Source organism: Amycolatopsis rhabdoformis, from assembly GCF_035918295.1.
Lineage (GTDB): Bacteria > Actinomycetota > Actinomycetes > Mycobacteriales > Pseudonocardiaceae > Amycolatopsis > Amycolatopsis rhabdoformis.
Genome location: NZ_CP142149.1, coordinates 9,734,146 through 9,757,603, shown reverse-complemented (window position 1 = coordinate 9,757,603; position 23,458 = coordinate 9,734,146). Strand labels below are relative to the sequence as shown.

Below are 23,458 nucleotides of genomic sequence, written 5' to 3'. Positions count from 1 at the left end.
ACGACATCAAGCCACCAGACCGGCGAAACCCAGAGCCACTCGCCCAAGATCCCGCCGGATTGATCGCCGATCAGTTGCCGTCGGCGAGCAATTCCGTCGGCACCGGCAGGCCGAGGTGGTCGAGCAGGTCGGCCAGCTCGGCGTCGAGTTCGCGGCCGACCTGTGCGATCCGGGGGTCGTCGAAGCTGTCGAAGCGGGTGCGGGGCTGGTCGATCGTGAACCAGGTGCGGTCGTCGCCGTCCACGTAGATCGCGGTGCGCAAGGGTGCGTAGAGCATCACCGAGGGGTCGTGCCGGAACATGCGCTGGGCGAAAACGTGGTTGCCCATCAGGTACTCCACGCACGGACGCGACTCGGCGGCCAGTTCCATCAGGGAGGCGACATCGGTGCCCCAGTACCTGATGAAGCTGTGCGGGGCGTTTTCCTCGGTGGCCGCCCGGACGACGTCCCAGCCGGCCCGTTCCTTCTTGAACTGCTCGTACCGATCGGCCTGAAGCGCCGGCACCGCGCGCTCGTAGCTGTCCCGGAATTCCGAAAACGTCGTCGGGACGGGGATGGTCAGGCGGACCACTTCGTGTGGGAAGGTCCGGATGGAGCGGGAATCACTGGCGGACATGGCGTTGCCGTCCTTCGATGGTCGGTAATCGACAAGGGGGCGCAGGAGCGGCGCCACGGTGCCGGTCGTCCACGGCACGGTGGTGATCAACACCGTGGCGGCCCGTCATTCGCCGAGGAACTCCAGGACCTGCTGCACGAACAGCTCGTGGTACTGGAAAATCGCGCCGTGGCCGGCGTGGGGGTAGATGCTCAGCGTGGCGTTGGGCAGCAGCCGCGCGAGGGTGAACGAGCTGATCGTCGGCACCAGGACGTCGTTGTCGCCGTTGACGACCAGGACCGGCTTGTCCACGTCGGCCAGGCCGGCGGGCGAGGTGCCCTGCTCCCATTTCGTGGCGGCGGTCAGCTGTGCGCCGATCGTCTCGTCCGTCACAGGTGTGTCGCGGTCCTCGGTGCGCTCGTCCAGGCGGGCGAGAAACGCGTTCGCGGCCGCCTCGCCGCGCGACGTCGGCGAGAAGAACAGAAAGTGCTTGGGGTGCTTGCCTTCGGCCGCCGACCGCCCGAACGCGTCCTGCAGCCCGGCGCCCCAGCCGGCCGGTCCCTCGTCACCGGCGGGTGAGGTGCCGGCCAGCACGAGCCGCCGGACCAGCTCGGGTGCCTGCTCGACGACCGACTGGGCCACCATGCCACCCAGCGAAAAGCCCAGCAGATCCACCGTGTCCAGCCCGCGGGCTTCGAGGAAGGCCACCGTGTCGGCGGCCATCGCCTCGATGCTGTCGGGAGTGGTGCCGCCGGAGGCGCCGACGCCCCGGAGATCCACCACGATCACGCGCCGCTCGGCGGCCAGGCCGTCGACCAGGGCGGGGTCCCAGTCGTCCAGCACCGCGGTGATGTGGTTCAGCAACACCAGCGGCACGCCGGCGGCCGGACCCAGCTCGCGGTACGCGAACGGCGTTCCGCCGACGTCCACGGTCTCGGCCGGTGCTTGCACAAAATTCGCTGCCATGTCTAGCCTTTCTCGCGCGGTGGCTCCGCGCTCCCTGAGGAAATCCGCCTCCTGGCGCTGTTCGACAGCCTCGCCGGGATCACCGGGGAGCCGCTTCAGTCGGAAGACCACCGCCGGGCAACGCGACACTCGCGCCGGGCAGTCATTCCTCTGTGTCACCGCGTTGCGCGCCGGCCACATTCCGCGCTGGATCGGCATTTCTCGTGCTCAGAGCCGCCTCGACGAGCCACGGTCTCGCCGACAGTCGTTCAACTCATGCGCACGAGTGCACTCATGCCGACACTGTGGAGGACAGCCGGGCGTGAGCCGGTTCCGGCCGGCCGGTTCCGGCCGTGCTCGGCCGCTTCCCTGATCTGCCGGACCGCAACGAGGAGCACCATGTCACAGATCGTCCTGGTCACCGGCGCCTCCAGTGACCTCGGAGCTGCCATCGCCGACGCGCTGGCCGGTGCCGGCCACACGGTGTACGCGGGGATCGGCCCGGCTGTCGTCCACCCGGCCGAACTGCTCGCGGAGCCGAGCGTCCACGGCCCGCGCCTGCGCCCGATTTCGTTGGACGTGGCCGACCAGCGCTCGGTCTCGACCGCGGTCGAGAGCATCTTGGCGGAAGCCGGAAGGATCGACGCGGTGGTCCACGCCGTCGGCCCGGTGCCGCGGGGGCCGCTCGAATCTTTCACCCCGTACCAGCTGGCGCAGATCTACGACGCGCACGTGCTGTCCACGCAGCGCGTGAACCGTTGCGTGCTGCCGCGGATGCGCGAGCGGCAGGAAGGCCTGCTGGTGTGGGTGGTGCCGGCGAACCGCGAAGCCGAGGGCGCGCCCTATCTCGCGCTGCACTCCGAAGCGGTCACGATGATCGACCACCTCGCCGCGAGCTACGCGCGGGAGCTGACCGAGTTCGGGGTCGAGACCACGATCGTCGTCGTCCCCGGCCTCTTCGCCCCCGGGGCCGGCCCGGCCGTTCGCACCGTCCACCCGGACGACGCCGAGACGGTCCAAGCCTATGAAGGCCGATACCCGGGCCTGGTCCGCCGGGTGGACTCGAAGCTGGCCGAACACACGCTCACGGGTGCGGAGGTCGCCGTCATGGCCCAGGCCATCGCGGCCGTCGTCGGCAGCCCCCAGGGCAGCCGTCCGCTGCGGATCGCCCCCGACCGGCACAGTTCCGCGGCCGACCGGCCCGCCGGGTGGTAAAGCGGTCCACCGGCCCGGTCGACGACCGAGGCGAGGTCATTTCTCCAGAGCCGCGAGCGCGTCACGCAGTGCGGCTCTGGAGGTGATCCCGAGCTTCGGAAAGATCTGGTACAGGTGCGCGCCGATGGTCCGGTGCGAAAGGTACAGCCGCTCGGCGATCTGTTTGTTGCTCAAGCCCGAAGCCGCGAGATCCGCGATCTCCCGCTCCTGGGGCGTGAGTACTTCTCCGCTCGCGGTGGTTTTCGGGGCGCCCCATCCGGTGGCCCGGAGCTCCTTGGCGGCCCGGTCCGCCCAGGGACCGGCGCCGAGCAGCGTGAAGGCGTCGTGGGCCAGACGCAGCGGCTCTCGGGACTCCGCGTTCGCTCGGGCGCGTCGCAGTCGCTCCCCGTACGCCAGTTGGACGCGAGCCAGGTCGAACGGCCATCTTTCGACGCCCCGGATCTCCAGCGCGTCCTCGAACAGGCGCACCGCCTCGTCGTCGTCGGTGGCGCACAAGGCCGCCGAACCGGCGGAAAGCAGGCTGAGCCGCGGGGAAAGCGCCGCGATGTCGGCCTCTCGCATGGCCCGCACGTGAGCGGCGGCGGCGCTGTGCCGGTCGGTGCGCACCGCGGCTTCGACGACGTCGAACGCCACCCACAACGCGTGCGGTACGTGGGAGGCGAACGTACCGGCCGGGCTGATCGCCGTCGCGTTCCGGTAGGCGCTTTCGAAGTCACCACGGCCGGATTCGGCCAGGGTGCGGACGTGCCGGGCGCAGTGCAGTGCCGCCCCCACTCCCCGGGGTGTGGCCCAGCGCGTGATCCGGTCGGTCAGGCGGTCGACCGCTTCGTCGTCGCCGCGGGACGCGGCCACGACGGCTCGGCAGTACCAGAAGTAGAAAGTGAAGAAGTGGTACCCGGAGTCCTGGCACACCTGGGTTCCTTCATCCGCCAGTTCCAGGCATTCGTCCCACCTGCCGGTGAAGTAGTCGTCCAGGCACAGGTGCAACAGCGCGCCGACGTGCGGGCGCGCCGGACCGCCGTCGCGCCCTTGGAGAACGACGCGCCAGGACGACTCGCGGACATCCGCCAGGCGATCGAGGTAGAGCGAGCCGGTACCGGCGCGAACGATCCGTCCGGGGTCGGTCTCCTTCTGCAAGTCGCCGAGAATGGAGTCCAGCTGACCCAGCGCCGCGGCACCGGAACGGGCGGGGTCGGACCGGGCCTTGACCACCGCCGCCAGCAGGGCGGGCGGCTCCGGGCGCAGACGTCGCAGCGTCGCGTACAACGGATCCCACAGCTCCGCGCGGCCGCTGAAGGAGCACAAGAGCAGCAGCAGGTGGAGCGCGTCGATGAGGGCGCCGTTCTGGGCGTCGTAGCGGTGTGTGCCGGACTCGACGGCGCCGGCCAACAGCCGGTGGGCGGTGTCGATGTCCCCGTCGCCGTTGAGGATCAAGAAGACCGCCACCGCCGCGAAGTGGAGGGACCCTTTCAGCTCCGGGTCGGCCAAGCGGGCGCCTTCGAGCAGTTCCGAGGCGTCGCGGAGTTGCCCGGTCGCGTCGGCGCCGATGTAGGCGGCCTCGGCGAGCCGGCGGGCGCGATGCGAGGCGTCGGGGCTCAGATCGGCTGCCCTGACCAGCGCCGCGACCGCTGCGACGGCGTCTCCGCGGGCGGCGATCCGACGCGCCGCTTGTTCCAGCAGGCCGGCCACGTGCTCATCCGGCTCCACGGAAGCTTCGCCGAGGTGCCAGGCCCGCCGCTCGGGGTGGCTGACCAGCACTTGGGCCAACGCCCGATGAGCCACTCGGCGCTCGGCACTCGTGGAGGCATCCACGACTGCCGAGCGGATCAAGGGGTGCCGGAAAACGAGCCGGCGCGTGCCGTCGTCGAACGCCACCAGCCGATCTTGCTCGGCCGAGGCGAGGTCTTCGAGGTCGGCTTCGTAGCCGGCGTGGCGTGCCGAGGCCTGCAGGACCGCGAGATTGCCGGTTCCCTCCAACGTCGCGAGCAGCAACAGCCGCCGTGCGGCGACGGACAGCACGGACACCCGGGAGACGAACAGCGCCCGGAGCCGTTGGCTGAGCGGGAGCACCACCGGAAGGCTTTCCAGGGCCGAGCGCTGCTCGCCGCTCAGCGCCGTCGGCAATTCGAGCAGCGCCAGGGGGTTTCCCTCGGCCACCGACAGCAGCCGCTCCCGCACCCGGGCGGCCAGCATCGGGAATCGGGTGGTGAGCAGGAGCTGCGAGGACTCCCCGTCCAACGGCGGCACCTCGTACTCGGGCAGGCCGCCGCGGTTGAAGAAGGTCTCACTCCCCGAACGCATGGCGCCGAGGAAAGTCACGTGAGTGCCGCTGAGCCGGCGGGCGACGAACCCCAATACGGCGGCGCTGGCCCGATCGAGCCACGGCAGGTCGTCGACGATCAGCAGCAGCGAGCCGGCTTGGGCCACGTGCCGCAGGAGCATGAGCGTCGCGTTCGACACGACGAGCCGTTCCGGCGGCGGCCCGCTCCCGAAGCCCAGAGCGACTTGCAGTGCATCGGCATGCGGCTTCTCGAGTTCCCCGAACGCCTCGTAGAACGGGAAGAGGACCTGGTTCAGCCCGGAATAGCTCACGTCGGCTTCGAACTCGACCCCGGCGGCCCGCAGGACCCGCGAGCCACGCTCGGCGGCCGCTTCCGCCACGGCGTTCAGCAATACGGTCTTGCCGACCCCCGCCGCGCCCGACAACAAGAGCGCGCCACCCCGATCCGTGGCGTCGAGGAAGTCGCGGATGCGCTCGAGCGCCACGCCGCGTCCCACCAGGGAATCGACACCGTCGTGGTCGAAAAGGCCGTTGTCGCCCACCGGATCACGCTCCCCCGCTCGCGCGGCCCGTGGAGAGCTCCCCGCCCGGCGCCCGGTCTCGGCTGCCGGACTGTCCACAAGCGATTCGCCGGTGTGCACCTCTGGCTGTCAACGTGGCCGATCCTTCACTCCTGCCGCGCGGAGTGCCGACGTCAGCGATGTGGCGTTGAAGCAGTGGTTCCGCGTTCGGGTGTCAATGGTCTTGGACGATGCTCCACAGCATCGCGTGAAACTTCGCGTGATCCCGGGTGGGGATCGAGGACAGGCGACGCATGATCGCCGTGTCGCGGGCGAGGGCGACCTGGTCCTTCACCTCGACGCCTTTCGCGGTCGCCCGGGGAATGCGCACCCGCCGATCACGGGCGGAGAGGTGGCGGACGACGAGCCCGTCGCGCTCCATCCGGTCGAGGATCGACACCAACGTGGTCTTGTCGACCCCGAGTTCCGTGGCGATCTCCAGCTGTGTCCGCTCCGGACCGTTGCTGATCAGTTCCAGAACGAGCCAGTCGCGCAGATCGGCCAAGCCCGCATCTCGCGAGACCGCGTTGAACGCGTCGCCGAGCGCTGCCGCCGCGCGGTGCGCGAGCCAGGTCAGGTCGCCGATCGCCGAGGTGGCGTCGGGTGGCGGTACCGGGTCGCGGCGCTCGCTCTTCGGAGTCCGCTCGTCCTTCGGAGACACTGCGCGACAGTATCATCGGCAGCCGGATCATCCAAGGCAAGATTGCATTGGCTGAAATGATCCGATGTCATATGATCAACTTGACAGACATGATGGAGTTGCCTTCTCAGTCGGGAGCGCTGGGTCCGTAGGGCGGAACCGCCGGCACATTCGCGTCGCAGCCTAGAAGGAGGCCAGAGCAAAAACATGATTCAGGATCCGGAAGACTTTGCCGATTCTCCACAGCCACCGGCCGCCGGCGAGCACGACGCGCTCTCGGACGTGCTCCAGGCGATTCACCTGCAGGGCGGCGATGTGCGACGCCGGTCGAGCGCGCGTGAGCGGCATCCCGCCGGGGCCAGGCTGTTGCACCTGGTCGAGGAGGGCGAGCTCAGCGTCGAGATCGCGGGCGAACCCGCCGTGCACCTGGGCACCGGGGACCTCGCCCTGCTCGTGCGGGGTGATGCCCACCTCGTCCGGGCGACGCCCGAGGCCCGCTGGGTGACCGGGGAGTTCCTCGTGGAGACGGTGGTCGCCGCACCGCTGCTCGGCGTTCTGCCCCCGGCGATCGTGATCCGCGGCGACGCGGGATCCAAGGCGTGGCTCTCGCCGATCAGTGAGCTGCTCGTGTCCGAGGTCGTCCACCAGGCACCCGGCGCCCGCGTGATGGTGTCGCGCGCGCTCGACCTGCTCTTCATCTGGTCGCTGCGGTCGTGGGCCGCGTCCGGCGACGTGCCGCGAGCCGGCTGGCTCACGGCAGCCCTGGATCCGGCACTCGCCCCGGTCCTCACCGCGATCCACCGAGACCCCGGTCGCGACTGGCCCGTCGACGAACTGGCGCGGCTCACGTCGCTGTCGCGTTCGGCGTTCGCCACCCGGTTTGCCGAGTCTGTCGGGGAAACACCCGGTTCGTACGTGTTGCGGTGCCGACTGGGCCACGCGGCGCACCTGCTGCGCGGTACGTCCGACCCCGTCGGCCGGATCGCGGCACGCGTGGGCTACACGTCCGAGGCCGCGTTCAGCCGGGCGTTTTCTCGTGCGTATGGCAGTTCGCCACGGGCGTGGCGCGGCGAGGCTGGTTCTGCTTCGGTCGAACGAACGCCGGAATAGCAGGGCCGGTTCGCGACCTGGCCGTCGACTTCGTCCGGTTCATGCGGTGCCCACGTCGTGGCTCGCCGGCTCACTCCGGCGTGGCGACCGGCCCGGGGTCAGGTGGATCCGGCACGACCAGGTCCAGCAACGACGAGGACAGGCTCTTGCCGTGCGCATCGAGGTCGGGCGCCCTGGTGACCCCGCTCAACGCGCCGCGGAGAACGAACTTCAGCGCGAAGAGCCGGGGCAGCTCGTACCGCTCCACCGCGACCAGCGCGAGGTCCGCGAAGTGCTCGCGGACCCGCTCTCCGGTCACGAACCGGCGCAGGTGGTCGTAGTGCCGGGGCCGGTAGGCGATGAGCGTGATGTCCGAGGTCGTTCCCTTGTCGCCCGCCCGGGCGTGGGCCAGCCGGTGCAACAGCATTCATACCTCCACAAAGGACACTTCGGGGTGGACGACAGCCCGGGGCAGGAGCACGGACTCGATCGCCACGACCTGTTCGGTTCGGCGGGTCGCGCCGCCTCCCCCGGCCGGGCCGTTGAGCCACAACGCGCTCACCTCGCGACCGAGGTACCGCGCCGCCTCGAGTGTGCGGGTCCGGCCGGCCACCCGAACCCGCACCTCGGGAGGATCGTCGGTGTCCGCACGTCGACCGCGCACCACGGCGTCGACGCCGATCAGCTCGTACCGGAGGTCCGCGCCGGACAGGCCGGCGGACGCGAGCCGCTCGCGCACGAGGTCGAGGGCCAGTCGGCCGCGGGCGAGCGCGTTCGCCCCGGCGTAGGAGATCTGGCCCTCGCCGAGGAATCCGTCGAGGTGGCCGACGGAGACCTTCAACCGGTCCGGACGCGCTCGGCCGGTGGCGCCGGTGACTTCGACCCGGTCCGCGCCGAGCTCGCGGAAGCGGACGCCGGAGAAGTCGGCGACCACGTCGGGGCCGACGTAGGCGGCCGGGTCGTGCACCTCGTACAGGAGTTGCTCGGTGCAAGTGCGCCGATCGACGCGGCCACCCGAGCCGGCGACCTTGGTGACGACGAACGTGCCGTCGGCGTCGGCCTCCACGATCGGGAAGCCCAGGCGGGCGAGATCGGGGACGTCTTTGAACCCGGGATCGGCGAAGTAGCCGCCCGTGACCTGCGCGGCGCACTCGAGCAGGTGGCCGAGGCAGATGCCCTTGCCGAGCCGGTCCCAGTCGTCCAGGGCCCAGCCGAACTCGTGGACCAGCGGCGCGAGGTACAGCGACGGGTCGGCGGTGCGGCCGGTGAGCACCACGTCGGCGCCTTCGGCGAGCGCGCGGACGATCCCCTCGCAGCCCAGGTAGGCGTTGGCGGAGATCACGCCACCCAGCGCGGCGACGGTGCCGGGCCGGTCCGTCAGCGGGAGGTCGCCGGCCGTGACGAGGTGCAGCACGTCGTCACCGGTCACCGCGGCGATCCGCAGGCCCGTCAGCCCTTCGCAGCGCGCGATCCCGGCCACGACGCGAGCCGCTTCGAGCGGGTTGGCCGCGCCCATGTTCGTGACGATCTTGGTGCCGTTCGCCGCGCAGGTCGCGAGCACCGCGTGCATCCGGTCCGGGAGCCATTCGTTGTACCCGGCGAGCGGATCGCGTGACCGCGCCAGCTGCGCCAGCGCGATCGTGCGCTCCGCGAGGCATTCGAAGACCAGGTAGTCCAGCTCTCCCCGCTCGGCGAGCTCGACGGCCGGCTCGATCCGATCGTCGGCGAAACCGGCACCCGAGCCGATTCTGACCGTTCGCCCGGACTCCATCGTGGACACCTCCGGTGCGAGTTGCTAGCGGGGGATGATCGGCAGCACGAGGCGGCTCGGGCACGCCGCCGTGCGGTGGATCGTCTGGTGGGCCGTGCGCAGGTCGTCGTTCGTGTCGGTGCCCAGCGGATTTCCCGTGTTGGGGTTGGGTTCCCACTCGGGGAAGCTGCTCGACGACACGTAGACGCCGATGCGGTGCCCCGGCGGGAACACCATGCTCGTGGCGGCGAGGTCGACGGTGAACCGGTGGACCACGCCGGGTTCCGGCGGCCCCGTCGGGAGCTGGTGGCGCACCCGGACCGCGCCCTCGCACAAGTTGAGGGCGCGCCCGTCGGGATCCACGTCGACGAGCACGGCGGTGAAGTCGGTGTCCGGGGCGTCGGTGGAGGCCCACAAGTCCATCGTGACGGGGCCGGTGAGCTCGAGTTCCTCCGGCAGTTCGGCCGACAGGTAGGTCAGCACGTCGCCGCGCGCGAGGTTGGGCCGTTGGTCGACCGGGCCGGCGACTTCACCACCGCTGCCGAGCAGCCGGCCGCCGCGGGTCGGGACGGGATCGTGCGGGTCGTAGGTGAAGGTGTCCGCGCCGGCCTCGGCGGTGGGGCGCCGTGGGTCGAGCCGGCCGCCGTCGTGGAGGTAGAACGGCGTGAACTCGGTTCGCGCCAGCGGCCATTCGGACTCGTCACGCCACTCGTCGCGCCCCATCACGAACACCCGGACCGGCGCCGACCGGTCGGGCTCGCCGTCGAAGTGGCGGCGGAACCACGCGGCGCGCACAGCCGTGATGTCCACGACGGCGTCGGCACCGAAGTCGACTTCCCCGACGACCGACGACGTCGGGTGCCAATGGTCCCACGGCCCGATGATCAGCCGCTGCGCCTCACGCGCGGCGGCGGTCGGCGCCTGGCGGCGCATGCCGGTGTAGTGCCGGAGCGTGGCGCCGAGGTGGATGTCGTACCAGCTGCCCACGTGGAGTGCGGGCAGGTCGATTTCGCTGTAGTGCGTGGTGGGGTTGTGCCGCAGCCACGTGGAGTCGTCGCGGGACTCGTGGTCGAAGGCTTCCTCGAGCCAGCCCGCCCGGTCGTGCCAGAGCGGGTTGTCGCGGAAGGGGCGGGTCCGGAAGATCTCGTCCAACGCGGCGGCGGCCGCTGCCCGGGCTCGGCGCCGCTCGTCGGGATCGCCGGCCGCCGCGTGGAGATCGAGGGTGACGCTGCGCAGGTGCGCCAGCCGCGCGTCGTCGATTCCCCATTCCTCGGCCATCTCCGAGATCACGTGCGCCGTCCAGCCGACCCGCAGCGCGAGCCGGAAGGTGCCGCCCGAGTCGAAGGTTCCTTCCCAGTAGTCCGCGGCGCACGCTTCGGGCGCGATGACTTCGAGGTGCGGCGGCCTCGTCTGGGCGGCCAGCCACTGGGTCGACCCCCCGTAGGACTGGCCGAACATGCCGACCCGCCCATCGGACCACGGCTGGGCGGCGGCCCATTCCACGGTGTCGTAGCCGTCTTCGACGTCGGAGTGGACGTAGGACCAGGTGCCGTCGGAGCCGAAACGGCCGCGGCAGTGCTGCACGAGCACCGCGAAGCCCGCGGCGGCCAACCGCTCGGGCTTCAGCGAAGCCATCACCACCGACGGGCTGTAGGGCGTTCGGGAAATCAGCACCGGATGACGTGCCGGTGTCGCGGGCCGCCACAAGTCGGCACGGAGCAGCACGCCGTCGCGCATGGGTGTCCGGATGTCGCGTTCGACGATCACCGACGGGGTGGGCGGCGCGGTGGCGGTCATGAGTCTGCGGCCCCTTCGGGTTCGGTGACGGTTTCGGCGGCACGGCAGGGAGAGCAGCGCGGAGACCGAGGTGGCTGAGGGTGTGCGGAACGACGTCGTCGGGTGTGCGACCGAGCGTAGGTCCGGACGTCGCGGGCGCCGGCGGATTCGCCGAAGCGCTCATTTTTCCCCGTGATCCCTTCGTAAACGACCAAAGCCTGGCCTCAGTGGTGCGGACCGCTCACCGACGGACGGCCGCTACCGTTGCCGAGGTCAGCGCCGTGGGGCGTTCGTCTCGACCGACGCGAACGGGCGGGCGAGCGGCCCGACGACCGAGCACGAAGGCCGCTCCACGCGCACCGAATGGTCGAATACCGGGTTCCCCAGGGACTTTCGCGAACGTTTCCGAAGAACGATCGGCGAAGCGGACCCACCGACCTACCTTCTGGGGACGCCGCGGCACACGTCGGCCCCGTTCGCCGGCCGCCGGCCTCGTCGCGGAACTTCCCCCACGGTTACCACGATCGGAGCTCCCGTGAACGAAACCACGACGGCAGCGTCGCCGTCGACGAGCGCCTCCTCGCCGCGCGGCTCAGTCCGGCGCGCGGTGGGCATGCTGGTGGTCGTCGAGATGGTGAGCGGCCTCATCCAGGGCATGACCCCGTCCCTCATCCCGCAGATCGGCAAGCAGTTCGGCATCGTGGCGGCCGACCTCAACTGGATCGCCGCGATCCAGCTGCTCGCCGCGTCGATCGCGGTGCCGATCGTCAGCCGGCTCGGCGATCTCTACGGACACCGGCGGCTGATGCGGTGCTCGCTGGCCTCCGTGCTGGTCGGCGCCGCGCTGTTCGCCTACGGTCCGTCGTTCCCGGTGATGCTGCTCGGTCAGGTGTTCCTCGGCCCGGTCGCCGCGCTGCTGCCGTTGCAGCTCGCGATCGTGCGCAGCCGCCTGGACAGCACCCGGGCGCGCAGCGCCATCGGGTTCCTCGTCGCCGCGGCCCTGATCGGCGGCACCGCCGGGTTCGAGGTGGGCGGGCTCGTGCAGGCGAGCACGAACGACGTGCGGGCCACGCTCACCGTTCCGGTCCTGCTCGCCGCGCTCGCCCTCGCGATCGTGTTCTTCTTCGTGCCGGACAGCGTCATCCGGGCGCGCGGCAGCGTGGACTGGGCCGGTGCCCTGGCCATCAGCGTCGGCTTGGGCTCCCTGCTGTGGGTGCTCGGCGGAGCGAGCGGCCGGCCGGTCGGGGTGACTCTCGCGTTGCTGGCCGGCTCTCTCGCCGTGCTGGCGGTGTGGGTGGTGATCGAGCTGAAGAGCGATCACCCGCTCATCGACGTGCGCGCGCTCGTCCGCCCGCAGCTTCTCCGCTGGTACCTCGCGGCGATCACGCTCGGCCTCGCTCTGGTCGGTTCGCAGACGGTGGGCCTGACGTACCTCTCGGCGGATCCCGCGAAGATCGGGTACGGGCTGAAACTGCCACCCCTCGTCCTCGCCCAGGTCCTGGTGGTCGCCGGCCTCGCCGGGGGTATCGGCGCCTTGCTGATGTCCCGGGTGAGCCGTGCCATCGGCGGCACCCGCACCGCGATCGCCGGCGTCTTCATCGACGTGGTCGTGCAGATCATCTTCATCGTGCAGCACGATTCCGCGGTGCTGTTCGTGGTCCTGACGCCCCTGGGCACCCTCGGCACGTCACTGGCTTTCGCCGCTCTCCCGGCGATGATCGCCGAGCACAGCCGTCCCGACGAGATCGCCATGGCCACCGGCATGTACAACACGACCCGCGCCATCGGCGGCAGCCTGGGTGGCGCGGTGTTCGCGTTCGTCCTGTCCAGCATCACGCTGCCCGGCACGAGGATCGCCAGTGAACGGGCCTACGTCGTCGCCTGGACGATCTGCGCGGTCGCCGGTGTCACCGCGATCGGCTTCATCGCTCTGGTCGGCCGGAGCAGCCGCCGGGAATCCGCGGGGCACCCGTGATTCGCCGGCCGCGGCGGGAAGCGGCCGACGTGGTCACGTCGCTGCACCGCGAAGCCCGGCATCCAGCGCGCGGATCGTGACCTCGACGTCGGTGGCGTTGTTGAAGTAGTGGAGGCCGAAGCGCACTCGATCGGCCAACGCGGTGGCGCGAATGCCTTGGCTGGCAAGGACTCGGGCCAGCCGGTCGGCTCGGTCGGTGGCCAGCACGACGAGGTGGGACCGCGACCCGTCGTGCACCGGCCGCAGCCCGAGTGCGGCCGCTTCCCCGGCCAGGTCAGCGGCGAGGCCGAGCACGTGTCGCTCCACCTGGTCGGGGTCCAGCGTCGCGAGAACCTCCAGTGCGGCACAGGCACCGATCCACGAAAACCAGGCCGGTGAAGCGTCGCACCGCGCGGCGTCGGGCGCGAGGTCGAGCGGGCCGCCGAAGTAGCCGTGCGGGGCCGCGGTCGATTTCCAGCTGGGCGCCAGCGCCCGCAGTTCGCCCACCCGGTCCGGCCGGGCGACCAGCCAGGCCGCGCCGCGCGGGCACAGGAGCCACTTGTAGCCGTGGACGGCGAAGTAGTCGGCTCGGACGGCGGCGGGATCGAACCGGAGCACCCCGAGCGACTGGGTGAGGTTGACGAACAGCCGCGCGCCGACCCGGTCCGTGGCCGCCCGCAACGCGGCGAGGTCCAGCCGATACCCGTCCCGGCTGGTCACCTCGCTCACCGCCAGCAGCGCCACCCCGTCGTCGAGAGCGGCGATCAGGTCCTCGGTCCGGGTGGCGCCGTCGCGCGCGGGGACGTCGACGACCTCGTGCCGGGCGAGCCAGGGGAACCGGTTGCTGCGGAAATCCTGCTCGGCCACCACGACCCGGCCGGGCGGCAGCGAGCCGGCGACCGTGGCCGCTGCCTCGGCCAGCGACGACACCGTGGCAACGGTCGCGGCCGGGACGCCGACCAGGCCGGCGAAGAGCTCCCGCGCACGCGCGGCGGCGCCGTCCCAGGCGTGCCAGTCGAACCGGCCCGACGACCACTCGTCGATCGTGCGCCGCATGGCCGCGATCACGGGGCCGGCTCCCGGGGGCGCACCCGGGGTGTCGAGCCAGGTCAGTTCCCGCAGTGCCGGGAACAACGCGCGGAACTCGGCCGGTGTCATCGCGGGATCGCGATCATGGCCTCGACTTCCACGAGGATCTCCGGAGTGGCCAGCGCCGCCACGACGATCAGCGACTGGGCGGGCCAGTCACCTTCGGGGTACCAGCGGACGAAGGTCTCGCGCAGGGCCGCGCGATAACCCGGGAGGTGCTCGGTGCCCGACACCATGCTGAACACGCGCACGAGCTGGGCCGGGCTCGCGCCCGCGGCCTCCAGGAGTCGCTCGATGTTGGCGAACACGGCGCGGCCTTGCGCCTGTGCGTCCGCGCCCGCGAGCTCGCCGTCGGGCAGCACGCCGACCTGGCCGGAGACCACGACGAGTTCGTGATCGGCCGGCACGTGGGCGAGGTGGCTGTAGGTCCCGATCGGGGCGGCGAGGGTGTCGGGGTTCCAGCGGCGGATCATGTGTCGTGCTCGCTTTCGACGACGGACTGGTGGTCGGAGTCGGTGCTCGATCCGGCCGGTGCCGTGTCGGCACCGGCCGTTGTCACCGTAATCGGTCGTCGGTCATCGGAGATCGATCAGCGCTGATCGGCCAGCGCTGATCGGTCAGCACTGATCGGCCACAGTGGCGCGGTCCACGATGATGTCCGCGACGCGGGCCGGTGCCGCCAGAAAGGCCGAATGCGAGGTGGGCAGTTCGACGACCGTCGTGGGGTTCGCCGGATACGCCGCGTCCGCCTGAGCGATGAAGAGCCGTTGCAGCGCAACCGGAATCGTTCGGTCCTCCGTGCACACCACGTACGTGCGGGGAATCGATCCCCAGCCCTGGTCGGTCAACGTGGTGCTCTCGGCCACCATGGCCAGCGGTGCGTCGCAGCTGAGCAGCGCGGTGGCGGCCGCCGCCCGGGAAGGGTCGACGCCGCCGAAGAAAGCTTCGCGGATGGCCGACTGGGCCTCGGGATCCGGGCTCCGCGGGTCGATCCGCAGCGCTCCGGTGGCCGCCGGGTCGCCGACCAGCAACGGCATGAAGCGGTTGTCCCGCCCCTCGGGCAGCGCCGGGTAGTCGAGACAGGGCGTGTTCGAGGCCGGCATGTACGCGGCCAGGTACACCATGTGCGCGACGAGCCCGGGCCGCCGTTCCGCCACCCTGCTCAGCACCGCACCCCCCATGCTGTGCGCCACCACGCAGACCGGCTCTCCCCCGCCGACGGTGTCCAGCTGCGCCGCCAGCAGGTCGGCTGCGGCGTCCAGCCCGACCCCCGAAACCGGCGAAGGCTCCGCGGCGTAGGCGACCGGGTCGAAGGGACGTCGTCCGGCAGACGCCGGCGCCGTCGCGTGGAGACCGTGCGCCGCCATGTCGACCGCGACCGCGGTGCGGCCTCGTCCCGCCAGGTCGGCGATCACCTCCGTCCAAGCCCACGCTCCGTGGTAGAAGCCGTGCAGCAGAACGATCGGCGTCTTCGGCATGAATCCTCGCTCTCGACCCGTGGGCTACGTGGAGTTCGCCGGAAGGTATCGACTCCGTCACCACCGCCGTAACCGTCATCTGACTGCTGGTGCCCGCGGGCTTCAGTCCGAGGTGGACGGTCCGCCCGCGATCCGGGCCGGGTGGTCGAACGGATCGCCCCGGTCTGTCCGGTTCGAGTCGACTGACTGCGCCAGGGACGGGACGCCGGGATGGGCACGCCGCGCGCGGCTGAACCGCACGAACACCGTCGGCGGTTGAACGACTGTCCGCGGCGGCGCGACGCAGCCGGCTCCCGATGGCCATCCGACGGAAGCGGGCGCACGGAGCCGGACTGAATCCTGGACACAGCCGCGGGTGCGTGCGTTACCCGCATCCAGGCGGCTTTCAGGGAGGCCCGTCAGGCCTGCTCAGACGTCCTGTTTCGAAGAGAAGGTTCGCATGAATGATTTCGCCGCCGGCGAGGCCGACACGATCGTGCTCGTTCACGGCCTCTGGGTGAATCCGCGCAGCTGGGAGGGCTGGAAGCACCACTACGAGGGTCGGGGATACCGGGTGTTCACCCCGGCGTGGCCGGGGCTGGACCGCGAGGTGGAGGAGCTTCGGCGCGACCCAACGGGCATCGCGGGAGTCGGCCTGCGCGAGGTGGTCGACCACTACGAGCGCGTGATCCGCGGGCTGGACCGGCCGCCGATCATCATGGGCCACTCGTTCGGCGGAACCGTCGTGCAGCTGCTGCTCGACCGCGGGCTGGGCCGCGTCGGCGTCGCCATCGATTCGGCCGCCGTGAAGGGTGTGCTTCCGCTGCCGCTGTCGACGCTCAAGTCGACGTGGCCGGTCCTGGGCAATCCGGCCAACAAGAACAAGGCCGTGTCGCTGACGCCGGAGCAGTTCCACTACGCCGTGACCAACACGCTCACCGAGAGCGAGTCCGCCGCCCGCTACGAGCGCTACGCCGTCCCCGGCTCGGCCCGCGTGCTCTTCCAGGGGGCGTTCGCCAACTTCAACCCGCGAGCCGTGACCCTCGTCGATTTCCGCAAGCGCCAGGCCCCGCTCCTGTTCCTCGCGGGCGAGGCCGACCACCTCGTTCCGCCCAAGGTCAACAAGGCCAACTGGCGTCTGCAGCGCAAGTCCGCTGCGGTCACCGACTACCAGGAATTCCCCGGGCGATCGCACTTCATCATCGGCCAGGACGGCTGGCAGGAAGTCGCCGACTACGCACTGGACTGGGCCGAGAAGCAGGTTCCCGCCCGCGCGTGACCACCGGACGACCCCTGCCCGGGCCGGTTCCCGGCGAGGGGGTCGCCGCCCCGAACCCCCGCAGCCGAACACGTCTGCGGACAGCAATCACCACCCCTTTTCCCCAAGGAGAAACCGTGCGCAACCGTCGTGTTTTCCGCTCCGCCGTCCTCGGCGTGACCGGGATCGCCCTCGCCGCCGGCCTGACCACGCTGGCGTCGGCCTCGCCGGCCCCGCAGACCGCGCCGGCCGCGCTCTCGCACCCGGCCAAGGCCCCGAAGCCGACGATCGTCCTCGTCAACGGCGCCTGGTCGGACGCGGCCGCCTGGGGCAGCGTGGTCAAGCCCCTGCAGGCCGCCGGCTACCCGGTCGTCGCCCCGCCGACGGCCCTGCAGAGCGTCGCCGGCGATGCCGCCTACCTGGCGGCCTACCTCAAGACCATCCAGGGCCCCATCGTCCTGGTCGGACAGTCCTACGGCGGATTCGTGATCACCAACGCCGCCACGAACAACCCCAACGTCAAGGCCCTGGTCTACATCTCGGCCTTCGAGCCGGCCGAGGGCGATTCCATCGGGAGCCTGAGCGCGCAGTTCCCGGGCAGCCAGATCAGCAACGACCCCAACGCGGCCATCCCCACGGCGCTGAGCCCGGTCGTCTACACCGACTCCCTGGGCAAAACCCAGGTCGATCTGTACGCCAAGGCGGACCAGTTCCGGAACCTGTTCCTGAGCAACCGCGTCTCCACGGCCACGGCCGCGGAACTCGCCGCCACGCAGAGCCCCATCAACTCGACGGCTCTGGGCGAGACCTCGGGCGCGCCGGCCTGGCAGCACATCCCCTCGTGGACGCTCGTCTCCACCGCCGACCACGTGATCACGCCGGCCGCGGAACGCTACATGGCCACGCGCGCCCACTCCCACATCGTCGAGGCGAACACCCCCCACGCAGCACAGGTGACCAACCCGGGGATCGTCATCGACCTCATCGAACGGGCCGTCGCGGCCACCCGCTGACTCCTACCGGACGACAGCGCTCGGTTGCCCAGCGCTGTCGTCCGGCAGCGGCCCGCCCCGGAGAATGCCCATCCGCTCCGGGGCGTTCCGCCGCCTCGCCGAGGATGGCGGCGAACGTCAGCCACCTCGGAAGACCCCACGGGGTACCCACCACAGGGAGTGGCTCCACCGGCGAGCGGGACCGCAATCTGACGGCATGACTGATCATCTTCGCCCTCCCGCCGCGGCCGACCGACGAGAGCCGGAAACGCCGTGACGCACGTCCATTCACCAGCGGCGGACGCCGGTTCGATCGATGCGACCGCGGTCGTCGACACCAGGGCCGAGATCCATCCGCGCGCCGTCGTCGGGCCCTGGTGTCGCGTCGGGCCAGGGGTGCGGATCGGGGCCGGCACGCGGTTGTTGTCGCACGTTGTCGTCGAGGGGCCGGCGGTGCTGGGTGAGGACGTCGTGGTGCACCCGTTTTCGGTTCTCGGCGGGGCGGCGCAGCAGCGGCGCCAGGACCGCGCCGAGGAGCGGCGCGATGCGGAACTCGGGCGGTTGGTGATCGGCGATCGGGCGACGATCCGCGAGTACGTCACGGTCAACCGCAGCACGCACGACGGCCGCCCGACCACCATCGGGGCCGACTGCATGCTGCTGGCCGGCGCGCACGTCGGGCACGACAGCGTGGTCGGCGAGGGGAGCATCCTCGCCAACGGCGCGCAGGTCGCCGGCCACGTCGCCCTCGGCGGAGGCGTCCGGCTCGCGGGCATGAGCGGCGTGACGCAGCGAGCGAGGGTGGGCCGGCTTTCGTTCGTCGCCGGGTTCGGGGGCGTGACGCGAGATGTCCCGCCGTTCGCCTGGGTGGCCGGCACTCCCGCGTCCGTGCGCAAGGCGAATCGGGTCGGCCTCCGTCGCGCCGGGCTGGATGACGACGCGGTGGACGCCGTCTCGGCCGCGGTCGAGATCTGGCGCGATCAGGAGCTACCCGTCGTGCGACGTCTGGAGTTGCTCGCGCCGCCGGCGGCGAATTCGGCTGAGGTGCGGGAGTTTCTGGAGTTCGTCACCGCGCCGAGTGACCTGGGAAGTCTCTGAGGCGAGAGAACAGGTGCGCGGGTGGCGACTCAGACCCGATTAACGAGTCCCGGGGCAGGCAGCGGCCCGGCCGCGTGATCTTGTACCCGAACCGCGGAGGAACCGGTCAGCTCACCGCGCTCGGTCGACGGTTCACCCGAGCGCGGTGAGCAGCACGGCGAGGGCGGGCTTTTCGGTGGCCGGGTTCGGGCTCGTCGCGCGCAGTTGGCGCAGCACGGTGTCGATCTTGCCGTCGATGGTGGTCCAGGCGGCGTCGTCCCGGGGTTTGAGGCGGGCTTCGGCGTTGTCCCCACCGGTTTCCAGGTCGTCGACGCGGCTGGTGGCGCCGGCTTGGTCGCCGGCGTCGAGCTTGGCCAGGGTGTCCTGGGTGATGGTGCGAAACGGTGCCAGGTCGCCGAGCGGCGAGCCGTGCTGTCCGGCAACGGGGGTTGAAGTGTCGGCCTGGAGCGCGGACTTCCGCAGTGCGTAGCCGGTTCCCGCGCACCGGTGACGAGCGAAACCCCGGTCAGGCCGAAGCCCAGGTTCGCGTTCAGGAAGTCGGCCGCGGATTCGCCGACCGTCGTGCAGAGGACCTTCACGATCCAGAAGTAGACGGTGACTTCGGGAACCTTGTTGAGGAGCCGGGTGTCCCGGGCGAGTTCGGATTAGGCAACGCCGGGCGCGAGTAAGTGCGCAGTAAAAGATCAGTGAGTCGCCGGCCGGAATAATTGTTCCCTTGATTGCTTTTCTTGCCCAGAAATTGCCGTGCGTGAACCAGTGGCTAACCTTCGATGCCGTAAACTTTTCGGCCGTTTTCGCAGCTAATTGGCCGCAATTCAGTTCATGTGATGTTCTCTCCAGTGTTTCCTGAATTCCGTTTCCACGGCCTGGAATACCCCGGGCGCCCATTGTGGACGCAGGAACAGCAGGAGGAGTTCACGTGTCGAGATCCCGCACACCCTTGTTCGCCCTTCTCGCAGCCGCGGGACTGTTCGCGACGGCGCTGCCGGCGGCCGCGGCGCAGCAGCCGGGGCACGACGCGCAGCACCACGTGCTGCTCATCTCGGTCGACGGGATGCACCAATCGGACCTGGCCTGGTACACCGCCGCGCACCCGCAGTCGGCGCTGGCGCAGCTGGTCGGGCACGGCACGCAGTACGCGCACGCGAGCACCCCGGTGCCGTCGGATTCGTTCCCGGGCCTGGTCGCGCAGATCACCGGCGGCAACCCGGCGACGACCGGCGTCTACTACGACGCGACCTACAACCACGGCCTGCTGCCGGCGGGCACCACGAACTGCGCCGGAGCGAAGCCGGGCGCCGTCGTCGACTACACCGAGGACCTCGACCACGACCAGACCGCCCTCGACGCCGGACAGGGCGTGGGCAACCTGCCCAGCGGCGTGCTGAAGATGACCGGAAACCCGCGCACGCTCATCGATCCGGCGAAGCTGCCGGTCGACCCGAAGACGTGCGCACCCGTTTACCCGCACCAGTACCTGCGGGTGAACACGGTGTTCGAGGTGGCCCGCCAGGCCGGGTTGCGCACCGCGTGGTCGGACAAGCACCCGGCCTACGAGCTGCTCAACGGCCCCTCCGGCACCGGTGTGCAGGACCTGTTCACGCCCGAGATCAACAGCCAGGTGCCCGGCGCCCCGGCCGGCTCGGACTGGACCACCGACAACGCCGCGACCCAGCGCTACGACGGCTACAAGGCGCGCGCGGTGCTCAACGAGATCGACGGCTACGACCACAGCGGCACCACGAAGGTCGGCACGCCGGCGGTGTTCGGGCTGAACTTCCAGTCGGTGTCCACCGCGCAGAAGCTCCCGGTGTCCGGCGGCCAGGCGGGTGGTTACCTGCCCGGCGGTGCCCCGGGGCCGGTCGTGCGCTCGGCCCTCGACTTCGTGGACCACCAGGTCGGCGCGTTCTCCGCCGAGCTCAAGCGCCGCCACCTCGACCAGGACACCACGATCGTCCTGTCCGCCAAACACGGCCAGTCCCCGATCGACCCCGCCGCCCTGACCCGGATCGACGACGGTGCCCTGCTCGACGGCCTCAACGCCGCCTGGCGCGCCACCCACCCGGGCGCCCCCGCCCTCGTGGCCCAGTCCACCGACGACGACGCGATGCTGCTGTGGCTCACCGACCGCTCGCCGGCGGCGACCACGTTCGCGAAGAACTACCTGCTCGCCCAGTCCGGCACCGGCAACGGCGTGACCGGCGCGCCGAAACCGTTCGTCCACTCCGGACTGACGACCGTCCACGCGGGAGCCGACGCCGCCCGCTACTTCGGCGCACGCCCCGGCGATGACCGCGTTCCCGACCTCGTCGGCCTGACCTCGCCCGGCGTCGTGTTCACCGGCGGCCAATCGAAGATCGCCGAACACGGCGGCGCGTCCGCCGACGACCGCTCCGTCCCCCTGGTCGTCAGCGGCACCGGCCGCGGCCGGACAATCGGCGCCGCGGTGGAAACGACGCAGATCGCGCCGACCATCCTGCAGCTTCTGCAGCTGGACCCGCGCTCGCTGGCGGCCGTGCGCACCGAAGGCACGCGCGTACTGCCGGGACTCGACCGACGCTGAGCACGACGGCCCTCGCCCCGGACGGGATCGGGGCGAGGGCCGGTGCTTTTTTCGGTTGTTGTTACGTGTGCCTGCCGACGATCACCGCCCAGCGGCCCATCGGCACCCGCACGTACCATTTACTCGCGCGCTACTCCGGCCGACGAGTGATGGGCAGCTTGGGGTGAATCACCAGTGAGCGGTGGACCTGCGGACTTCACCTCGCCCTTGAACCCGGCAACGGTCTCTGCCCTGCGGCTGGCCGGCTGGCACCCCGGTCGACACCTCGACGTGTCCTCCGATATCCAGTCCCTGGAGGCGCAGGGGTACACCCCGAGCGCCGCGGCGACCGAATTTCTCGCATCGTTCCAGGGCCTGAAGATCGGCCCGGCCCGCGAGGACGGCCCCAACTTCCTCAACGGTGAACCGTTCTTCGTCGACGCAGTGGGCGTCGGCGCCCGGCATCAGGGCGAGTCCTCGGCCATCGCCTCAGCCATGGGCGGCTCGTGGTTTCCCATCGGCTGGTGGCTCAGCTATTCGCACGTCTTCATGCGGCCGGACGGCGCGCTGGCCGCTTACGCGAACGGTCTGATCTGGAGCATCGGAAGCACACCTGGCGAGGGCTTGGACCTGATGGTCAGCGCTGATCGGCCGTTGATCTGCGTTCAGGCGCCCCCGGGAATGAAGCCCTGGCCCCGCGGGGGCTCACCCGCCCACCGCGCCTGATTTGGTTACGGCTCAACCGCGGGGCGATGCGAAGAGCTTCTCAGCGATGCACCACCCGAGGCGATCACCCGAGACGGGCCAAGCAGCGCACGGCACTTCGTCCGCAGACACCGCGTCCGCGCCGGTCAACGCCAGGCCACGCGGTTACTGCGCGGGCTGCGGGCTGTCCGTGTCCAGGCGGCCGTCCGGCCGGAGCAACCAGCCGGCGCGTTTGCGCGTGCGCAGGGTCACCGAGCTGTCGATGATGGCGCCTGGCGGCAGCAGGTCCTCGATGACGCCTTGGACCTGCATCAGGTCGGTGAGGCCCGCGGTCCACGCGAAGACCACGAAGTTCGCCGGGCCGGTCATCGACATGCACATCCGCACGCGCGGCTCGGCGCGCATCCGGCCGACCACGGACAGCAGGAGCGGTTTCGGCACGCGACACCACCACGTGACGCTCACCGGCCATCGGGTGTGCAGCTGCGACAGTTCGCACCGCATCGCCAGGGCACCCGCCTTGAGCAACCGCCCGAGTTGCCGGCGGACGGTCGACGCGGGGCGACCGACCTGCTCGGCGATGTCGATCGCCGTGGCCCTGCCGTCTCTGGTCAGTTGCGACACCAAGGGGGCGTAGGCGGGTGAGGTGATGTCGAGGGGCATTTCTCGCTGAACGGGGGTGGCGGCCCTGGCAGCCTTTTCGATGGCGGCCAGCTGACCGGTGTCGAGCGCGTCGAGCCGCCACTGCCGGCCTTCGATGTGCATCTCGGTGCCGAGGTGTGTCCTCGTCGACACCACGCCCGGAGTCCTCGACAGCTCGTCGAGGATCAGCGAGGAGAGTTTCTCGAAGTTCGGGGCCGCGACGATCGTCATCAGGTCGCGGCCGCGGGCGGCGTACTCGATGGCCCGCACGTGGACCAGCCCTTCGAGCGTCGCGACCACGTCGTCGAGGCGGCCCGGTGCGCAGTCGAGCTCGACGATGGCCAGCTGCCGGTGGCGCGGGGCCACACCGCCGAGCGGATAGGCGTACACCCACGCGACCTGGTTCTCGCGCAGCCGGGTCCAGCGGCTCGCGAGCGCGGGGGGCGAGGCGCCCAGGACCGGTGCGAGGGAGCTCCAGCTGGCGCGCGGCCAGATCTGCAGCGCGTGGATGAGGGCGAGGTCGTCCTCGGACAATGGCTCGTGCATGGCAGGACTCCAAGGGCACCAGGTGCGCGGGAAACACCCGTGGCGGCTGGATGCTACCCGTTTCTGCGGAGTCCAGCCGTCGAATCGATCGCTCCTCGGCTGCTGGGCGCTCGGTGCACACATCCCCGTCGCCGAGAGCACCCGGCGCGGAGTTTGCGCAGTTCGACGGGTTTCGGAACCAGGGAAACCCGGGGAGAGCGGGCGCTCGCGCCGATCGCTTGTGGCCCGCTGGTGACCCCGGTTGAGTGTTTCTGCGCCGGAAGGTCGAATCAGTGGTCACTTCGGTTTGTTGAGGCTCCTCCAGGGGTCGCCGTGGTTACGCTC

The 23,458-nt window shown here is 70.7% G+C and carries 20 protein-coding genes; 8 read left to right on the top strand and 12 right to left on the bottom strand.

The genetic code is table 11. From position 1 onward, the window contains the following. Positions 1 to 70 precede the first annotated feature (70 nt). Both VSH64_RS45480 and VSH64_RS45475 read right to left on the bottom strand, forming a co-directional pair. A complete protein-coding gene (locus VSH64_RS45480; RefSeq protein ID WP_326568927.1) occupies positions 71 to 673 on the bottom strand; it encodes a DUF302 domain-containing protein in 603 nt (200 codons plus the stop codon). A gap of 48 nt (positions 674 to 721) precedes the next feature. Further along, entirely contained in the window at positions 722 to 1,561 is an 840-nt protein-coding gene (locus tag VSH64_RS45475) for an alpha/beta fold hydrolase (protein ID WP_326568926.1), read from the bottom strand. 378 nt (positions 1,562 to 1,939) lie between these two features. Between VSH64_RS45475 and VSH64_RS45470 the strand changes: the two genes are divergently transcribed. After that, the gene (locus VSH64_RS45470; protein ID WP_326568925.1) at positions 1,940 to 2,755 is read left to right on the top strand and encodes an SDR family NAD(P)-dependent oxidoreductase; all 816 of its coding nucleotides are present in this window, start codon (positions 1,940 to 1,942) and stop codon (positions 2,753 to 2,755) included. A 36-nt stretch (positions 2,756 to 2,791) separates the two neighbouring features. Here VSH64_RS45470 and VSH64_RS45465 read toward each other — a convergent pair whose 3' ends face one another. Together VSH64_RS45465 and VSH64_RS45460 are read right to left on the bottom strand one after the other, a co-directional pair. Next, on the bottom strand, positions 2,792 to 5,578 hold the full coding sequence (locus VSH64_RS45465; RefSeq protein WP_326568924.1) for a LuxR family transcriptional regulator: 2,787 nt from the start codon (positions 5,576 to 5,578) through the stop codon (positions 2,792 to 2,794). A gap of 193 nt (positions 5,579 to 5,771) precedes the next feature. Beyond that, positions 5,772 to 6,257 (bottom strand): MarR family winged helix-turn-helix transcriptional regulator, encoded by a 486-nt coding sequence (locus VSH64_RS45460; RefSeq protein WP_326568923.1) that lies wholly within the window; start codon positions 6,255 to 6,257, stop codon positions 5,772 to 5,774. 186 nt (positions 6,258 to 6,443) lie between these two features. On the opposite strand from VSH64_RS45460, the gene VSH64_RS45455 reads away from it, so the two are divergent. Then, positions 6,444 to 7,346, top strand: coding sequence for an AraC family transcriptional regulator (locus tag VSH64_RS45455; protein WP_326568922.1), 903 nt, complete (start codon positions 6,444 to 6,446; stop codon positions 7,344 to 7,346). A gap of 70 nt (positions 7,347 to 7,416) precedes the next feature. Here VSH64_RS45455 and VSH64_RS45450 read toward each other — a convergent pair whose 3' ends face one another. Genes VSH64_RS45450 through VSH64_RS45440 form a run of 3 tightly spaced genes read right to left on the bottom strand, consistent with a single transcriptional unit; the run spans position 7,417 to position 10,872 of the window. Further along, positions 7,417 to 7,752: an AtuA-related protein gene (locus VSH64_RS45450; protein WP_326568921.1), complete on the bottom strand. Its 336-nt coding sequence runs from the start codon at positions 7,750 to 7,752 to the stop codon at positions 7,417 to 7,419. Next, positions 7,753 to 9,096 (bottom strand): acyclic terpene utilization AtuA family protein, encoded by a 1,344-nt coding sequence (locus VSH64_RS45445; protein WP_326568920.1) that lies wholly within the window; start codon positions 9,094 to 9,096, stop codon positions 7,753 to 7,755. A gap of 24 nt (positions 9,097 to 9,120) precedes the next feature. Continuing rightward, the gene (locus tag VSH64_RS45440) at positions 9,121 to 10,872 is read right to left on the bottom strand and encodes a CocE/NonD family hydrolase (RefSeq protein WP_326568919.1); all 1,752 of its coding nucleotides are present in this window, start codon (positions 10,870 to 10,872) and stop codon (positions 9,121 to 9,123) included. A 514-nt stretch (positions 10,873 to 11,386) separates the two neighbouring features. Between VSH64_RS45440 and VSH64_RS45435 the strand changes: the two genes are divergently transcribed. Continuing rightward, on the top strand, positions 11,387 to 12,826 hold the full coding sequence (locus VSH64_RS45435) for an MFS transporter (protein WP_326568918.1): 1,440 nt from the start codon (positions 11,387 to 11,389) through the stop codon (positions 12,824 to 12,826). Between the two features lie 33 nt (positions 12,827 to 12,859). On the opposite strand, the gene VSH64_RS45430 is transcribed toward VSH64_RS45435, so the two are convergent. The 3 genes from VSH64_RS45430 to VSH64_RS45420 form a co-directional block, all read right to left on the bottom strand. Next, positions 12,860 to 13,963, bottom strand: a complete 1,104-nt coding sequence (locus VSH64_RS45430) for an aminotransferase class V-fold PLP-dependent enzyme (RefSeq protein ID WP_326568917.1) — start codon at positions 13,961 to 13,963, stop codon at positions 12,860 to 12,862. Beyond that, the gene (locus VSH64_RS45425) at positions 13,960 to 14,367 is read right to left on the bottom strand and encodes a RidA family protein (RefSeq protein WP_326568916.1); all 408 of its coding nucleotides are present in this window, start codon (positions 14,365 to 14,367) and stop codon (positions 13,960 to 13,962) included. Before VSH64_RS45425 ends, VSH64_RS45430 begins: the two co-directional genes overlap by 4 nt. A 144-nt stretch (positions 14,368 to 14,511) precedes the next feature. Next, positions 14,512 to 15,372 carry an alpha/beta fold hydrolase gene (locus VSH64_RS45420; RefSeq protein ID WP_326568915.1) on the bottom strand — a complete coding sequence of 287 codons (861 nt, stop codon included), beginning with the start codon at positions 15,370 to 15,372 and terminating at the stop codon, positions 14,512 to 14,514. 439 nt (positions 15,373 to 15,811) lie between these two features. Here VSH64_RS45420 and VSH64_RS45415 point away from each other — a divergent pair, with 439 nt between their 5' ends. The 3 genes from VSH64_RS45415 to lpxA all read left to right on the top strand — a co-directional run bounded on the left by VSH64_RS45415 (position 15,812) and on the right by lpxA (position 18,699). Next, complete coding sequence (locus VSH64_RS45415; RefSeq protein WP_326568914.1) at positions 15,812 to 16,630, top strand: alpha/beta hydrolase; 819 nt, start codon at positions 15,812 to 15,814, stop codon at positions 16,628 to 16,630. Positions 16,631 to 16,746: 116 nt separating this feature from the next. After that, positions 16,747 to 17,622 carry an alpha/beta fold hydrolase gene (locus tag VSH64_RS45410; protein WP_326568913.1) on the top strand — a complete coding sequence of 292 codons (876 nt, stop codon included), beginning with the start codon at positions 16,747 to 16,749 and terminating at the stop codon, positions 17,620 to 17,622. A gap of 252 nt (positions 17,623 to 17,874) precedes the next feature. Further along, positions 17,875 to 18,699: an acyl-ACP--UDP-N-acetylglucosamine O-acyltransferase gene (gene lpxA, locus VSH64_RS45405; protein WP_326568912.1), complete on the top strand. Its 825-nt coding sequence runs from the start codon at positions 17,875 to 17,877 to the stop codon at positions 18,697 to 18,699. A 29-nt stretch (positions 18,700 to 18,728) separates the two neighbouring features. Here lpxA and VSH64_RS48595 read toward each other — a convergent pair whose 3' ends face one another. Then, entirely contained in the window at positions 18,729 to 19,277 is a 549-nt protein-coding gene (locus tag VSH64_RS48595) for a hypothetical protein (protein WP_407655609.1), read from the bottom strand. A 341-nt stretch (positions 19,278 to 19,618) separates the two neighbouring features. Between VSH64_RS48595 and VSH64_RS45395 the strand changes: the two genes are divergently transcribed. Together VSH64_RS45395 and VSH64_RS45390 are read left to right on the top strand one after the other, a co-directional pair. Then, positions 19,619 to 21,262 (top strand): alkaline phosphatase family protein, encoded by a 1,644-nt coding sequence (locus tag VSH64_RS45395; protein ID WP_326568910.1) that lies wholly within the window; start codon positions 19,619 to 19,621, stop codon positions 21,260 to 21,262. 174 nt (positions 21,263 to 21,436) lie between these two features. After that, positions 21,437 to 21,967 (top strand): SUKH-3 domain-containing protein, encoded by a 531-nt coding sequence (locus tag VSH64_RS45390; protein ID WP_326568909.1) that lies wholly within the window; start codon positions 21,437 to 21,439, stop codon positions 21,965 to 21,967. Positions 21,968 to 22,111: 144 nt separating this feature from the next. Here VSH64_RS45390 and VSH64_RS45385 read toward each other — a convergent pair whose 3' ends face one another. Continuing rightward, a complete protein-coding gene (locus VSH64_RS45385; RefSeq protein ID WP_326568908.1) occupies positions 22,112 to 23,134 on the bottom strand; it encodes an Lrp/AsnC family transcriptional regulator in 1,023 nt (340 codons plus the stop codon). Positions 23,135 to 23,458: the final 324 nt, after the last annotated feature.